The sequence below is a fragment of the Pseudosporangium ferrugineum genome (genome assembly GCF_003002065.1).
Classification (GTDB): Bacteria; Actinomycetota; Actinomycetes; order Mycobacteriales; family Micromonosporaceae; genus Actinoplanes; species Actinoplanes ferrugineus_A.
In genome coordinates this window covers 294,768-308,371 of the sequence record NZ_PVZG01000008.1, presented here as the reverse complement: position 1 = coordinate 308,371, position 13,604 = coordinate 294,768, and the positions used below count along the sequence as shown (strand labels likewise).

The following is a 13,604-nucleotide window of genomic DNA, read 5'->3' as shown; positions in this document are numbered from 1 at the left end:
CCAGGCAAGGCTTGCCTGAGCCAATCAAGTTCACTGGGTGGTTCGCTAGGCTGACGCCCGTGGACGGGTATCTGGGTACGTACGCCACGCTGGGCCTGGTGCTGGCGGCCGGCGTCCTCGTCTTCGTCGGTGCGTTCGGGGCGAACAAGCTGCTCAGCCCCGCGCACCCGGCCGAGCCCCCGGGCAAGCGGATCGCCTACGAGAGCGGCATCGACCCGGTCGGCGGCGATTGGGCCCAGGCCCAGATCCGCTATTACGTGTACGCCTACCTCTACGTTCTCTTCGCCGTCGAGGCGGTCTTCCTCTTCCCCTGGGCGGTGATCTTCGACCGGCCCGGCTTCGGCGTCGTGACCGTGGCGGAGATGGGCATCTTCGTGGCGGTCCTCGCGCTCGGGATCCTGTACGCCTGGCGCAAGAAGATCCTCACCTGGACCTGACCCGCTCCGGAGGCGGGGTGGCGGGCTCGCCACGCCGCAGCGCTCGTGCCACGATCGTGCCCATGGGTCAGCTTCTCCTCTTTGTCGTGGTGGCACTCGTGGTCGCGGCGATCGTCTTCGGCGTGACCGTCATGGTGAGCGGCGGCGACTCCGGATTGACGCCGGTCGAACCCGACGGCAGGGCGCTCCCGCTGCCGACGGACCGGCCGCTGGGTGAGGAGGATCTCTTCCGGACCCGCTTCGACACGGCGTTCCGCGGCTACCGGATGGCCCAGGTCGACCAGGCGCTGCAGCGTGCCGCCTACGACATCGGCTACAAGACCGAGCTGATCGGCGTGCTGGAGGCGGAGGTCACCGCGCTGCGCGAGGGCCGTACGGCGGACGCCGACGTGCTGCGGCGGGCCCGGGAGGCGGCTGTCGCGCCGCCTCCGCCCCCGGTTCCGGCGGAAGTCGCGGCCGAGGCAGGCGCCACGCTCGCGCCGGGCCCCTCCAAGCCGGTCAAGGCCGCCACCGAGCCCGCTGAGGCCGCCGCCGAGCCTGTTGAGGCCGCCTCCGCGAAGCCCGCTTCGGCGGGCGCCTCCGGGCCGGTCAAGGCTGCCGCCGAGCCGGTCAAGGCCGCCTCAGAGCCGGTCAAGGCCGCCTCCGATTCGCCGGGAGGCGGCGCCGCGGCGGCCGGCGTCGACCGGAACGGTGACCGGAAGAACGACCGGGAGGGTGAATCCGTGAAGCGGACCGACGAAGAGCCGGCGGAGCGCCGATGAGCGAAACGGGCGCGGCCGGCGGGCTCGGCGACGCCGCGAGGCCTGGCACGGGGGAGGTCACCGCGACCGTCATCGTCAACGCGCCGGCACCCCGCGTCTTCGCCGCCTTCCTCAACTGGGAGCGCCAGGGTGAGTGGATCCCCTTCACCAGGGTGCGCGTGGTCGAGGGCGACGGCGGCGAGGGCAGCCTGATCGAGGCCGTCACCGCGCTGGGCCCGGCATCCCTGCGCGACGAGATGCGGGTGGTCCGGGTGGACGCGCCGTACGAGCTGAAGGTCGTGCACTGCGGCAAGGTCCTGCGCGGTCCGGGGTCCATGCGCTGCACGGCCATGGGCGGTGACCGTACGCAGGTGGTCATGCACGAGTGGTTCCACCTGCCCGGCGGCGCGGCCAGCAAGCTGGCCTGGCCCGTGCTGTGGCCCGGCTCGAAGCTCAGCCTCAAGGGCGCGCTGCGCAAGTTCGGCCGGCTGGTGGAGGACGGCAGGCTGTCCTGACCCGTTTTTGTCGGTGGGTCTCCCTACGCTCGTCGCCATGACGGATGACATCTCCCCGCTCGGTGCGGCCGCGCTCGCCGACGGCCTGGTGCTCGGCGAGGACGGGCGGGCCCGCTGCTTCTGGGGCGGCAGCACGCCCGACTACGTCGCCTACCACGACACTGAGTGGGGCAGACCGGTCCACGGCGACGACGCCCTCTTCGAGCGGCTGTGCCTGGAGGCGTTCCAGTCCGGGCTGGCGTGGATCACGATCCTGCGCAAGCGTCCCGCGTTCCGGCAGGCGTTCTCGGGCTTCTCCATCGAGGCGGTGGCCGCCTTCGACGCCAAGGACGCCGACCGGCTCATGGCCGACCCCGGCATCGTGCGCAACCGCATGAAGGTGGACGCCGCCCTGCACAACGCCCGGGTGGCCGCCGGCCTGCCGGACGGGCTGTCGGAGCTGCTGTGGTCCTTCGCGCCACCCGCCCGGCCGCGCCCGGCCACCCGTGCGGACGTGCCGGCGGTCACCCCGGAGTCCACGGCCATGGCCAAGGCGCTGAAGAAACGGGGCTTCAAGTTCGTCGGCCCCACGACGGCGTACGCGCTCATGCAGGCCACCGGGATGGTCGACGACCACGTGGCGGGCTGCTTCGTCCCGCCGGCCGGGGGCTGACGCGACAGCGGTTGCCGGGGTCCGCCGGGGGCGTGATGTCATAGAGCGCATGGCTCAATGGGTGGTGACCATTCCGGCGGATCGATGGGCGACCGAGCGGCTCTTCCATCACGACACCCTGTCGGTGGCGGGGGCGGCCGGCGTGCTGCCGGCCGCAGGCGAGGACGTGCTGCTCCTGGCCGGTGAGGGCAGCAGCCCCCTCCTGGTCGGGCTCGGTGTCGTGGCGGGGCAGGAACGGGGGCGGCGCGGGGCGCACGGCGTGCCGGAGGTCGAGATCGCGTACACCCGGCGGGCGTTCGACGAGCCCGTGCCGGCCGAGGGCGTCAAGCTCGACGAGCCGATCGCCGAGGTCGACGCCGACGTGTTCCGGAGCCTCGCCGACCGGCTCACCGGGGCCCGGGACAAGCAGACCTGGCTGGTCAGCCTGGACCTGCCGATCGAGGCGGCCACCCCGGCGGAGGCGGTGCGCCAGTTCTGGTCGTACGTGGTGGAGCTCGGGCCCGCCGAACTGCCCACGTTCGTCTCGCCGTCCGGTGACGAACTGGCGATGCAGGCCTTCGTGCTCGGCGAGGAGGCCAACCTGGACCCGGAAGAGGACGACGAGGACTGAGGCCGGGCGCCACGACGACGCGGGCCCCGGAGCATCGGCTCCGGGGCCCGCTGGGTGTCGTGCCTGCCGTCAGCCGCCCAGGCTGGCCGCCGCCGAGGCGATCGCCGAGGAGAAGTAGCTGACCTGGGTGTAGACGCCCGGCTTGTTCGGGCGGGCGCAGCCCTCACCCCAGCTCACGATGCCGACCTGGATCCAGGCGTTGGCCGCGTCCCGGCGGAACATCGGGCCGCCCGAGTCGCCCTGGCAGGTGTCGGTGCCGCCCGCGGCGTAGCCCGCGCAGATCTCCTCCGCGGCGATCACGTCGCCGCCGTAGTTGCTCGCGGAGTTGCAGGTGGTGTCGCTGACGAACGGCACCGTGGCCTTGAGCAGGTAGCGCTGCTGGGCGCCGCCCTCGCGCGCCGCACCCCAGCCGGCGATCGTGAACGTACCCGTGTCGTACGTCGAGTTCGTCGCGATCGGCAGCGTGGCCAGGCCGGTCACCGGGCTGGACAGACGGATCAGCGCCCAGTCCTTGCCGCTGCCGTTGTAGCCGGGGGCGCGGTAGACGTAGTTGGACCTGCGGGTGATCGCGCTGCTCGACTGCAGGTCGGTGACCCCGAGCGTCGCGGTGATCGACGACGTGGCGCCCGTACGGTTGACGCAGTGCGCCGCCGTGAGCACCAGCGTCGGGCTGTAGAGCGCGCCGCCGCAGCCCATCGACAGCCGGACCATGAACGGGAATTCACCGTCGCTGGCCCGGGTGCCACCGACGACCTGCTGCGGGCCGGGATCGGCGGCCGCCGCCGGCGTCGTCTGCATCACCGTGCCCATCGCGGCCACCGTCAGTGCGGCCGCCATCCCGCCCAGAACCCTGCGCAACCTGACCATCCGGACCTCCCCAACGAAAGCGATGCGGAGAGTCAAACATTCATCGGCATAAATTCGACTATCCCGAAAGACTCATACCGTCGACAGGGGTTCGCCGGAAGAATCACGGTGCGCGACGGCGTCAGCGTCCCTCGAAGACCGGCTTCCGCTTCGCCACGAACGCCGTCACCGCCTGCTGGTGATCGGTGGTCGCACCGCAGATCGCCTGGGCCTGCGCCTCCGCCGCCAGGGCGTCGGAGAGCGTTCCCGCCGTACCGATGGACAGCTCGCGCTTGATCGCCGCGTAGGCGACCGTCGGCCCCGCCGCCAGCCGGGCGGCGAACTCCTGCGCCCTCGGCAGCACCTTCTCGTCGTCGTCCACGAGCTCGGTCAGCAGGCCGTAGTCGTGGCACTGCTGGGCCCGCACCGGCTGGGCCAGCAGGAGCAGCTCCAGGGCCCGCGCCCGGCCCACGATGTGCGGCAGCGACCACGAGATGCCGGTGTCGCCGGCCAGCCCGACGTTGGCGAACGCCATCAGGAACGTGGTGCCCGGGCCGCCGATCCGGAAGTCCGCGAGCAGGGCCAGCGACGCGCCGGCGCCCGCGGCCGTGCCCCGCACCGCCGCCACGACCGGCTTGGGCAGGCTCGCCAGGCGCTGCGCGATGGGGTTGTAGTGGGCGCGCACCGTGTCCAGGTCCGTCGACCCCTGCCCCAGGGTGGACGCGTGCTCGCGCAGGTCCTGGCCGACGCCGAAGGCCTTGCCCGCACCCGTCAGCACCACCGCGCGCACCGACCTGTCCGCCTCGAGCTGCGCCAGCGTGTCGCGCAGAGCCTCCTTGAGGTCCACGTCGAAGGCGTTGAGGGCGTCGGGGCGGTTGAAGGTCAGGGTGACGACCGCATCGGTGCGGTCGACCAGGAGCGCGGAGTCTGCCTTCAGTTCGCTCGTGGGCGGCGGGTGGGGCGGTTGGATGGTCATGGTTCAGAGAATCCCACACGTCCCGCCCGGGAGGCGGCCGCGAGGCAGCGCTCGACGAAGCGGTCGGCCGCCGGGCGGAGGCGGGCCGCGTGCCGGTCGAAGAAGCTCGCCGCGGTCGTTCCCGGCCAGCGGGGTGGCAGCAGCGACGGCGGCAGCTGCGGATCCCGGAAGAGGAACGAGCGCCACGCGTGCACGAGGTGGAAGCGGGCCGCGTACGCGTCCTGGTCCGAGCTGCGGGCGTTGATCGCGGTCACCACCGGCCGCTGGATCGCCACGAACTCCTCGTACGCCTGCCCGATCGCGGCCAGGTCCCAGGCCCGCCCCACCACGTCGACGGCGCCCGGCGAGCCTCCCGCGTGGGCGGCGCTGAACCGCTCGTACGCCACCCCGGCCTCCCGCAGCAGGGTGTCGGTGTCGTCGGCGGGACGCGGCGCGACCCACGTGCGGTCGTCGAGCATGCCGTACCCGAGGAAGCTCAGCTGTTGCGCCTCCCGGCGGCCGACCGGCGCGCCGAGCAGGACCAGATCGAAGCGGCCGTCCCAGCTGGGTCGCCCGGTCCGGTAGATCCGGGCGGACGCCTCGTCGAGTTTGCGGGCCGCCTTCGGGGTGAGCAGATAGCCTGGCCCGGACACCAGTCGCAGCGGGTGCAGCCAGCCCTGACGCACCATCCGGGAGACCGCCGTACGCACCGCGGGCGGCGCGATCCCGAGCGGTGCGAGCAGTTTGACGAGGGCGGCGACCGGCGCCCGGCCGCCTCTCGGGCGAAGGTAGTCGCCGTAGAGGTCGAAGAGTGCCGACCGCGCCTGCATGACCGCACATTGTGACAGCAGGAAAGGCTATATGCTAGACGCTGTCACATCAGCCCGGGTTGGGTTTGGGTTCGCCGGTGTTCATCAGGGAAAATGTTTGATCGGCACGGTGGGCCGCGCCGCGTGACCTTTGTGACGGGCCCGCAGCGCTGCGGTCTCGGGTCGGTCCAGCGAGGGCGATCCCGGCGGTCGGAACGAGGTACGGCGCATCGTGGGGCTGAGCGCGAGGCGTCGTTGCCGAGCTGTTCGAAGTGCAAGTGGCTGTGGGGTAACCCACCGACCCTGATGTAGGTCTGAGGGGAGACAAGATGGCGGCGATGAAGCCGCGGACGGGCGATGGTCCGCTGGAGGTCACCAAGGAAGGGCGCGGCATCGTGATGCGCGTCCCGCTGGAGGGTGGTGGCCGTCTCGTCGTTGAGATGACTCCGGACGAGGCCAACGCGCTGGGTGACGCGTTGAAGGCGATCGCCGGCTGACGTTTCACGTGGCCCGCCGGTACGGTACCTGCCGCACCGGCGGGCTTTCCATGTCTTCGTGGAAGGGTCATCCTCCAGTGTTCGGGATTCGCCTGGCAGACACGCCCGCTACCGGCACCTTTGTGCTCCCGGCGGACGCTTCCGGAGTGCTCGCGGGCGGCGACGACGAGACCGCCGTGCTGCATCGGGAGTCCGACGAGCCGGGCCGCGCCGGCTCCGTGCTCGTGGTGCCGCGCCCGCTGCGTACCCCCGCCAAGATCGTGATCGTCGGGGTCGGCGACGGGGACGAGGCGGGCTGGCGCGACGCCGGTGCCGCCGCGATCCGCGCCGTGCCCACCGGCGAGGCGCTGCACGTCGTCCTGCCCGCGGGGATCGACCCGGCCGCCGTGCGCGGCCTGGCCGAGGGCATCTGGTTCGCGGCCTACCGGTTCCGCGAGGCCGTCCAGCCGCCCCGGTCCGTCGAGGTCACCCTCGGGACCACCGACCCCGATGCGTACGCCGGAAGCCTCGCGGAAGCCCGGGTGACCGCCGCGGCGACCTGGCTGGCCCGCGACCTGACCAACATGCCGTCCTCGGTGAAGAACCCGGACTGGTTCGCCGGTCAGGTCCGCGCCGAGGCCGCGACACGCCCGGGCGTCTCCGTGACCGTACGGGGAACCGACCGGCTGCGGGCCGAGGGCTTCGGCGGGCTCCTGGCCGTCGGCGGCGGCTCCGCGACCCCGCCGTGCCTGGTCGAGCTCGCCTGGCGGCCGGAGGGCGCGACCCGCCACGTGGTGCTGGTCGGCAAGGGCATCACCTTCGACACCGGCGGCATCTCGATCAAGACGCGCGACGGCATGAAGCTGATGAAGAAGGACATGGGCGGGGGCGCGGCCGTCGTCGCCGCCACACTGGGCGCGGCGGATCTGGACCTTCCGGTACGCGTGACCGCCCTCGTGCCGCTGGCCGAGAACGCGGTCAGCGGTTCCGCGTTCCGCCCCGGTGATGTGATCACCCAGTGGGACGGCAGCACCACCGAGACCACCAACTCCGACGCGGAGGGCCGGCTCGTGCTCGCCGACGCGCTCGCGTACGCGGTGGCCGAGCTGGAGCCGGACGTCGTCATCGACCTGGCCACGCTGACCGGCGCCAACTCGGTGGCCCTCGGCAAGCGCACCGCCGCCCTCTACAGCCACGACGACGAGCTCGCCGGCGCGCTGGAGGCCGCCGGGCGCGCCGCGGGCGAACGGATGTGGCGGCTGCCGCTGCCGGACGACTACGCCGACTATCTGCACAGCGACATCGCCGACCGGCACAGTTCCCCGGCCCAGGGCGCGGGCTCGGTCGTGGCCGCCCTCTTCCTGCGGGAGTTCCTGGGCGACCGCGCCGACCGCTGGGCGCACCTGGACATGTCCGCACCGAGCTGGGCCGAGAAGCACGAGGCCGACCTGACCAAGGGCGCGACCGGCTGGGGCGCGCGTACGCTCCTGCGCTACCTCAGCTCCTGACGGCTGCTCAGCTCTTGACGGCTCAGCTCCTGACGGCTCAGCTCCTGACGGCTCAGCTCTTGACGGCTCAGCTCCTGACGGCGGCCAGCAGCCCCGCGCCCGCCGGGATCAGGGCCGGGATCCAGTCCTCGGACTCGCGGATCGCCTTGACCGTCTCCCGGATGGTGATCGTGTCCGCGTCCCGGGCCGCCGGGTCGCTGATCCGGCCGCCCGCCAGCGCCCCGTTCACGATCAGGATGCCGCCGGGGCGCAGCAGCCGCAGGGCCGCCTCCGCGCAGGCGCCGAACTCGGTCGCGTCCGCGTCGACGAACACCAGGTCGTAGACGCCGTCGGCGAGCCGGGGCAGGACGTCGAGCGCGCGTCCCGTGATGATGCGGGTGCGCGACGCCGCGTAACCCGCCTCCTGGAAGATGCGCCGGGCGATGCGCTGGTGCTCGTTCTCCACGTCGATCGTGGTCAGGACCCCGTCCGCACGCATGCCGCGCAGCAGCCAGACGCCGCTGACGCCCGTACCCGTGCCGATCTCGACGACCGCCTTCGCGCTGCCCGCCGCGGCGAGCAGACTGAGCACGGACCCCGCGCCGGGGGTCACGCAGGCGAGACCGACCTCGCGGGCGAGGCTCCGGGCGGTCTGCAGCACGATGTCCTCCGCGGCGTACGCCTCGGTGAACTGCATCGACTGCGCGCTGGGGATGCCCAGCTGGCGGGCTGCGGTGACGATGACGACCTCCGTATGGATGCGCGGAAGGAGAACCGGTGCACATCGGGTATGAGCGTAGAGCGATGCTCACCCTTCGCGCACCGGGACTTCGGCGGCGGAAAGCGGCGAGTGGATCGTCCGGGGCGGGCACTGGACGGATGATCCACGCCGATCCGTGTCATCCTGGATGCGGAGCCCGAGGGTTCCGCCGACGACGAGTGGAGGCACCGACGTGACCGACGGCTGGAACTGGCGCCAGCCTCAAACTCCGCCGGCCGCGACGCCCCCGGCGTCGGATGGTTCACCGTGGTGGTCCGATGCGCTGGCCGATCCCTGGCGCGACCCGTACGCGCCGTCCGCCGTCGTGGTGCCCAGCGCCCCGACCAGCACCGGTCCGGAGCCCGAGCCTGTCACCGACCCCGACGCGCCGCGCCGCTCCCTCGCCCCGATCCTGATGATCTGCCTGGTCACGGCCCTGCTGGCGGGCGGCCTGGGCGGCACGCTCGGGTACGTCTTCGCGACCCGCAGCGGCGTCGGGGGCGGCGGCACGCAGCTCGGCGGCACCCCGCTGGCGGCGCCGAGCGCGGCCCAGCGGGCCCCCGAATCCCTCGCGGGCGTGGCCAAGCAGGTCATGCCCAGCGTGGTCACCGTCCGGGTCACCGGCGCCATCGGCTCCGGCTTCGTCGCGACCAAGGACGGCTACGTGATCACCAACGACCACGTCGTCGAGGGCGCGGACGACAAGATGTCGGTGCTGTTCAGCGACGGCTCGTCGGCGGGCGCCAAACTCGTCGGGCGCGACCCCGAGTCCGACATCGCAGTGATCAAGGTCTCCAAGGGGAATCTGCCCGCGGTGCAGTTCGGCGACTCCGACTCGATCGCCGTCGGCGACCCGGTGCTGGCCTTCGGCTCGCCGCTCGCGCTCGTGAACACGGTGACGTACGGCATCGTCAGCGCCCTGGACCGGACGATCCAGGCGGGCGAGCCGGGCGGCACGACGCGCTACTACGCGGCCGTCCAGACCGACGCGGCCGTCAACCAGGGCAACTCCGGCGGCCCACTGGTCGACGCCGGGGGCCGGGTCATCGGGGTCAACTCGGTGATCCGCTCGCTGGGCGGCGCCGAGGGCGAGGCGGGAAACATCGGCCTGGCCTTCGCCATCCCGATCAACCAGGCCAAGCGGGTCGCCCAGGACATCATCGACACCGGCAGGGCCCGGCGTACGGTGATCGGCGCGGAGGTCTCCGCGGGCGGCTCCCGGGCCTCCACCTCCACCGGCGCGCGGCTGCGCTCGGTCCAGCCGGCCGGACCGGCGGCCACCGCCGGCCTGAAGTCGGGCGACGTCGTAACCAAGATCAACGGGCACGTGCTGGAGGGCGGCACCGACCTGATCGCCCTGGTCCGCAAGTACGCCCCGGGCTCGACCGTCTCGGTGGAGTACCGCCGGGGCACCAATACCCAGACAGCGTCAGTAACCTTGGCAGCCGACGCGAAGTGAGAGGCCCTCACGGGCAGGGGAGGCCGCCGTGTTCGAGAACCTGAACTGGTGGGAGATCGGTGCGCTGCTCATGCTCGCCCTACTGATCTTCGGCGAGCGGCTGCCCAAGGTGATCGGCGACGGCCTGCGCATGCTCCGCGGCCTGCGCGCGATGGCCCAGAACGCGACCAGCGACCTGAGCCGCGAGCTGGGCACCGACATCCAGCTCCAGGACCTGCACCCCAAGGCGTTCATCCGCAAACACCTCCTCAGCGAGGAGGACGAGGCAGCGATCCGCAAGCCGCTCCAGGGCCTCTTCGAGGACGTCAAGACAGACCTCAACGGCGTGAAATCCGACCTCGACGAGGTAGCAGCCGCCGCTGACCTCAAATCCCGCCCGACCACCCCACCCGCGGGCACCCCCGCCGTGAAGCCCGCCACCACCTACGACCTGGACGCCACCTAACCCCGAGGCACCGCTAACCGACGACCCCCCACCAGCCAACCGCAGGCCGCACCGGGCCGGGCCGTGAGGCCGCCCAGGGCCGCTCGGGCACATTCTGCGTGGGAAACGGACTGCTGCCGCCGGGACGCCGGCCCGCAGACCGCGCCGGGCCACTGACCGCGCGGCGCCACTGACCGCGCGGCGCCACTGGGCACGCGGCGCCGCTGGGCCCGCCAGGCTGCGCCGGGTCGCGGGTCTTCTGAGACGAGGCCTGTCGTGGCGCCGGCGCCCGAGCCGATGGCAAGTGGCCAAGCTCTCGGGAAACCCGAGCCAAGACCGTTGGCAGCTCCGGGACCACAACGGCTTCGGGGGCGGGGATCGCCTCACGCAGGGATCAAGCCTGACCGCCCGGAGTGAGGCGATCCCCGCCCCCGAAGCCCCTACCGCCGAGCGTTAACCGTCAAACCGAGCGGCTTCCCCACCAGAGACTCCCGCCGAACAGCAAGCCGATCGGCCACAGCGTCAAGGGCCTGAGCCGCCGCAGCGGAAGGCTCAGCGAGCACGATCGGCGTCCCGGCGTCCCCGGCCTCGCGGACCCGGGTGTCCAACGGCACCTGACCGAGCAGCGGCACGGAAGCCCCCACCGTCTTGGTCAGCGAATCCGCCACCGTCTGCCCGCCGCCGGAGCCGAAGACCTCCATGCGGGACCCATCCGGAAGCTCCAGCCACGACATGTTCTCCACCACGCCGAGCAGGCGCTGGTGGGTCTGGAGCGCGATGGCGCCGGCCCGTTCCGCCACCTCGGCCGCCGCCGTCTGCGGTGTGGTGACGACCAGGATCTCCGCGTTGGGCAGGAGCTGCGCCAGCGAGATGGCCACGTCGCCGGTGCCGGGCGGCAGGTCGAGGAGGAGCACGTCGAGGTCGCCCCAGAACACGTCGGCGAGGAACTGCTGGAGCGCGCGGTGCAGCATCGGGCCGCGCCACACGACGGCGGCGTTGCCCGCGGTGAACATGCCGATGGAGATGACCTTCACGCCGTGCGACTGCGGCGGCATGATCATGTCTTCGACGCGGGTGGGCCGGCCGTCGACGCCGAGCATGCGGGGCACCGAGTGGCCGTAGATGTCCGCGTCGATGACGCCGACCGACAGGCCGCGCTTGGCGAGCGCCGCGGCGAGGTTGACGGTGACGCTGGACTTGCCGACGCCGCCCTTGCCGCTGGCCACCGCGTACACCCGGGTCTTGGAGCCCGGCTGCGCGAAGGGGATGACCGGTTCCGCGCTCTGGCCGCCGCCGCGCAGCGTGGCTTGCAGGGCCTTGCGCTGTTCCTCGGTCATCACGCCGAAGTCGATCTCCACCGACTCGATGCCCTCGATGCGGGTCACCGCGGCGGTGATGTCGGTGGTCAGCTTGTCCCGCAGCGGGCAGCCGGCGACCGTCAGCAGCAGCTCGACGGTGACCTTCCCGGCGGCGACGGTGAAGCCTTTGACCATGCCGAGCTCGGTGATCGGCCGGCGGATCTCGGGGTCGTCGACCGTGGCGAGGGCGGCCTGGACGGCTTCCTCGATGGTGGGGGCGGGTGCGGACATGACGCCAGCTTACGTCGGTGTCAGGAGTGCTCTTCCTCCCACTCCTTGCGTTCGCGCTTCTGCCGCCGGTGGGCGGCTTCGTCCAGCTCATCGGCCATCCGGGAGAGCTCGGAGCGGAGGAAGTCGCGGGTGGCCACCTCACCCAGGGCGATCCGCAGCGAGGCGATCTCGCGGGCGAGGAACTCCGTGTCGGCCTTCTGCATGGCGGCCCGGCGGCGGTCCTCCTCCATCGCGAGGCGGTCCCGGTCGGTCTGCCGGTTCTGCGCGAGCAGGATCAGCGGCGCCGCGTAGGAGGCCTGCAAGGACAGGATCAAGGTCAGGAACGTGAACGTGTACGGGTCGAAGCGCAGGTCCCGGGGCGCCAACGTGTTCCACGCGAACCACGCCCCGATGACGATGGTCATGTAGACGATGAATTTGGCCGTACCCATGTAGCGGGCGATGTTCTCGGACCACTGCCCGAAGGCCTCCGGGTCGAAGCGGGGCAGCCGGACGCGCCCCGGCTCCACCGGCTGGTCCAGGCGATCCGAGCGGTCCCTGCGGGCGTCCGTCATCAGATGCCTTCCTCGAGCGCCGCATCCGGCACGTCGCGGTCACGCCAGTCTCGGGGCAGCGAGTGGTCGAGCACGTCGTCGACGGTGACGGCGCCCACCAGCCGGTAGGCGCTGTCCACCACCGGCATCGCGACCATGTCGTAGGTCGCCATCCGCCGGGTGATCTCAGTGAGGTTCGTCTCAGGGTGCAGGGGGTCGATGTCGGTCTCGATGAGGCCGCCCAGGATCGCGGACGGCGGCTCCCGCAGCAGCCGCTGGAAGTGGACCATGCCGAGGTATTTCCCGCTCGGTGTCGCGGACGGCGCCCGCGCCACGAAGACCTGCGCGGCGACCACCGGGGAGAGCTCCGGCTCGCGGATCCGGGCCAGCGCTTCCGCGACCGTGGCGTCCGGCGGCAGGATCACCGGTTCCGAGGTCATCACCGAGCCGGCCGTGCCGGGCGTGTAGTTCATGAGCTGGCGGACCGGCGCCGCCTCCTCGGGCTCCATGAGGTCCAGCAGGATGGTCTGTTCGGCCTTGGGCAGCTCGGCGAGCAGGTCGGCGGCGTCGTCGGGGTCCATCCGTTCGAGCACGTCGGCGGCCCGTTCCCGATCGAGGCGGATGAGGATCTCGACCTGATCGTGCTCGGGCAGCTCCTCGAGCACATCGGCGAGCGTACGGTCGCTGAGCGCCGCGGCCACCTCGTTGCGCCGCGCGTCGGAGAGGTCCTGGATGGCGTTGGCCATGTCGGCCGGCCGCATCTGCTCGAGCAACGCCACCAGGTTGGCGCTGCCCTGCGTGTCGGTCGGCCCGAGCAGCCCGCGGACCCGGTCGTAGTCCACCTGGTACAGATGTCCGCGCCGGGTGAGCCGGCCGGTGTGCTGGCGTACGGCGACCCGGGTGATCAGCCACTCGTCGTTGCGGTTGAGCTCCATGCCGAGGTCGACGACCGTGCCGGTGTGCCGCGGGCCGTCCTCGGTCTCCGGGTCGATGGTGACCCGCCGGTCCAGCAGGTCCTCCAGCACGAGCAGCTCGTTGGGCCGTTTCTCGAACCGGCGCAGGTTGAGGGTGCCGGTGCTGAGCACGACGGCCTCGGCGTCCATCGAGGTGACCCGGCCGATCGGCAGGAAGATGCGCCTGCGCAGCGCCATCTCGGCGACCAGCCCGACGACCTGCGGCGGCCGGTTGGTGGTCCGCAGTCGCACCACGGCGTCCCGCACCCGCCCCACCCGGTCGCCGTTGGGGTCGAACACGGGCAGAGCGGCGAGCCGCGCCAGATAAACCCTCGTCCCCAATGTCACGCAACCAGCCT

16 protein-coding genes are annotated in these 13,604 nt (G+C 72.1%); 9 read left to right on the top strand and 7 right to left on the bottom strand.

Annotated elements, in window-relative coordinates; all coding sequences use genetic code 11:
• The first annotated feature begins 59 nt into the window (after positions 1–59).
• The 5 genes from ndhC to CLV70_RS19270 all read left to right on the top strand — a co-directional run bounded on the left by ndhC (position 60) and on the right by CLV70_RS19270 (position 2,954).
• Positions 60–437, top strand: coding sequence for an NADH-quinone oxidoreductase subunit A (gene ndhC / locus CLV70_RS19290; protein ID WP_106127904.1), 378 nt, complete (start codon positions 60–62; stop codon positions 435–437).
• Between the two features lie 62 nt (positions 438–499).
• Positions 500–1,198, top strand: coding sequence for a DivIVA domain-containing protein (locus CLV70_RS19285; RefSeq protein WP_106127903.1), 699 nt, complete (start codon positions 500–502; stop codon positions 1,196–1,198).
• On the top strand, positions 1,195–1,692 hold the full coding sequence (locus CLV70_RS19280; protein WP_106127902.1) for an SRPBCC family protein: 498 nt from the start codon (positions 1,195–1,197) through the stop codon (positions 1,690–1,692). Before CLV70_RS19285 ends, CLV70_RS19280 begins: the two co-directional genes overlap by 4 nt.
• A 37-nt stretch (positions 1,693–1,729) precedes the next feature.
• Positions 1,730–2,344 (top strand): DNA-3-methyladenine glycosylase I, encoded by a 615-nt coding sequence (locus tag CLV70_RS19275; protein ID WP_106127901.1) that lies wholly within the window; start codon positions 1,730–1,732, stop codon positions 2,342–2,344.
• A 49-nt stretch (positions 2,345–2,393) separates the two neighbouring features.
• Complete coding sequence (locus CLV70_RS19270; RefSeq protein ID WP_106127900.1) at positions 2,394–2,954, top strand: hypothetical protein; 561 nt, start codon at positions 2,394–2,396, stop codon at positions 2,952–2,954.
• Positions 2,955–3,023: 69 nt separating this feature from the next.
• On the opposite strand, the gene CLV70_RS19265 is transcribed toward CLV70_RS19270, so the two are convergent.
• The 3 genes from CLV70_RS19265 to CLV70_RS19255 all read right to left on the bottom strand — a co-directional run bounded on the left by CLV70_RS19265 (position 3,024) and on the right by CLV70_RS19255 (position 5,585).
• A complete protein-coding gene (locus tag CLV70_RS19265; protein WP_106127899.1) occupies positions 3,024–3,821 on the bottom strand; it encodes a S1 family peptidase in 798 nt (265 codons plus the stop codon).
• Between the two features lie 121 nt (positions 3,822–3,942).
• On the bottom strand, positions 3,943–4,776 hold the full coding sequence (locus CLV70_RS19260; protein ID WP_106127898.1) for an enoyl-CoA hydratase-related protein: 834 nt from the start codon (positions 4,774–4,776) through the stop codon (positions 3,943–3,945).
• Positions 4,773–5,585: a PaaX family transcriptional regulator gene (locus tag CLV70_RS19255; protein WP_106127897.1), complete on the bottom strand. Its 813-nt coding sequence runs from the start codon at positions 5,583–5,585 to the stop codon at positions 4,773–4,775. The genes CLV70_RS19260 and CLV70_RS19255 overlap by 4 nt, the downstream gene beginning before the upstream one ends.
• Before the next feature lie 308 nt (positions 5,586–5,893).
• On the opposite strand from CLV70_RS19255, the gene CLV70_RS19250 reads away from it, so the two are divergent.
• Together CLV70_RS19250 and CLV70_RS19245 are read left to right on the top strand one after the other, a co-directional pair.
• Positions 5,894–6,061: a DUF3117 domain-containing protein gene (locus CLV70_RS19250; protein WP_015625691.1), complete on the top strand. Its 168-nt coding sequence runs from the start codon at positions 5,894–5,896 to the stop codon at positions 6,059–6,061.
• 50 nt (positions 6,062–6,111) lie between these two features.
• On the top strand, positions 6,112–7,548 hold the full coding sequence (locus CLV70_RS19245) for a leucyl aminopeptidase family protein (protein ID WP_170148634.1): 1,437 nt from the start codon (positions 6,112–6,114) through the stop codon (positions 7,546–7,548).
• A 67-nt stretch (positions 7,549–7,615) separates the two neighbouring features.
• On the opposite strand, the gene CLV70_RS19240 is transcribed toward CLV70_RS19245, so the two are convergent.
• Positions 7,616–8,224: an O-methyltransferase gene (locus CLV70_RS19240; protein ID WP_106127895.1), complete on the bottom strand. Its 609-nt coding sequence runs from the start codon at positions 8,222–8,224 to the stop codon at positions 7,616–7,618.
• 256 nt (positions 8,225–8,480) lie between these two features.
• On the opposite strand from CLV70_RS19240, the gene CLV70_RS19235 reads away from it, so the two are divergent.
• Both CLV70_RS19235 and CLV70_RS19230 read left to right on the top strand, forming a co-directional pair.
• Entirely contained in the window at positions 8,481–9,746 is a 1,266-nt protein-coding gene (locus tag CLV70_RS19235) for a S1C family serine protease (protein ID WP_245908318.1), read from the top strand.
• A 28-nt stretch (positions 9,747–9,774) separates the two neighbouring features.
• Positions 9,775–10,191 carry a twin-arginine translocase TatA/TatE family subunit gene (locus CLV70_RS19230; protein WP_106127893.1) on the top strand — a complete coding sequence of 139 codons (417 nt, stop codon included), beginning with the start codon at positions 9,775–9,777 and terminating at the stop codon, positions 10,189–10,191.
• Positions 10,192–10,610: 419 nt separating this feature from the next.
• On the opposite strand, the gene CLV70_RS19225 is transcribed toward CLV70_RS19230, so the two are convergent.
• The 3 genes from CLV70_RS19225 to CLV70_RS19215 are packed head-to-tail and all read right to left on the bottom strand — an operon-like array spanning position 10,611 to position 13,593.
• Positions 10,611–11,759, bottom strand: coding sequence for an Mrp/NBP35 family ATP-binding protein (locus CLV70_RS19225; protein WP_106127892.1), 1,149 nt, complete (start codon positions 11,757–11,759; stop codon positions 10,611–10,613).
• Positions 11,760–11,779: 20 nt separating this feature from the next.
• The gene (locus CLV70_RS19220; protein WP_106127891.1) at positions 11,780–12,313 is read right to left on the bottom strand and encodes a DUF1003 domain-containing protein; all 534 of its coding nucleotides are present in this window, start codon (positions 12,311–12,313) and stop codon (positions 11,780–11,782) included.
• Positions 12,313–13,593 (bottom strand): magnesium transporter MgtE N-terminal domain-containing protein, encoded by a 1,281-nt coding sequence (locus CLV70_RS19215; RefSeq protein ID WP_106127890.1) that lies wholly within the window; start codon positions 13,591–13,593, stop codon positions 12,313–12,315. Before CLV70_RS19215 ends, CLV70_RS19220 begins: the two co-directional genes overlap by 1 nt.
• Positions 13,594–13,604 lie beyond the last annotated feature (11 nt).

Excerpts from the sequence above, each read along its gene's own strand:
- CLV70_RS19285 (WP_106127903.1), top strand. The coding sequence starts at position 500 with ATGGGTCAGCTTCTCCTCTTTGTCGTGGTGGCACTCGTGGTCGCGGCG.
- CLV70_RS19265 (WP_106127899.1), bottom strand. The coding sequence starts at position 3,821 with ATGGTCAGGTTGCGCAGGGTTCTGGGCGGGATGGCGGCCGCACTGACG.
- CLV70_RS19250 (WP_015625691.1), top strand. The coding sequence starts at position 5,894 with ATGGCGGCGATGAAGCCGCGGACGGGCGATGGTCCGCTGGAGGTCACC.
- CLV70_RS19240 (WP_106127895.1), bottom strand. The coding sequence starts at position 8,224 with ATGCAGTTCACCGAGGCGTACGCCGCGGAGGACATCGTGCTGCAGACC.
- CLV70_RS19275 (WP_106127901.1), top strand. The coding sequence starts at position 1,730 with ATGACGGATGACATCTCCCCGCTCGGTGCGGCCGCGCTCGCCGACGGC.
- CLV70_RS19245 (WP_170148634.1), top strand. The coding sequence starts at position 6,112 with ATGTCTTCGTGGAAGGGTCATCCTCCAGTGTTCGGGATTCGCCTGGCA.
- CLV70_RS19255 (WP_106127897.1), bottom strand. The coding sequence starts at position 5,585 with ATGCAGGCGCGGTCGGCACTCTTCGACCTCTACGGCGACTACCTTCGC.
- CLV70_RS19220 (WP_106127891.1), bottom strand. The coding sequence starts at position 12,313 with ATGACGGACGCCCGCAGGGACCGCTCGGATCGCCTGGACCAGCCGGTG.
- CLV70_RS19260 (WP_106127898.1), bottom strand. The coding sequence starts at position 4,776 with ATGACCATCCAACCGCCCCACCCGCCGCCCACGAGCGAACTGAAGGCA.
- CLV70_RS19270 (WP_106127900.1), top strand. The coding sequence starts at position 2,394 with ATGGCTCAATGGGTGGTGACCATTCCGGCGGATCGATGGGCGACCGAG.
- CLV70_RS19280 (WP_106127902.1), top strand. The coding sequence starts at position 1,195 with ATGAGCGAAACGGGCGCGGCCGGCGGGCTCGGCGACGCCGCGAGGCCT.
- CLV70_RS19225 (WP_106127892.1), bottom strand. The coding sequence starts at position 11,759 with ATGTCCGCACCCGCCCCCACCATCGAGGAAGCCGTCCAGGCCGCCCTC.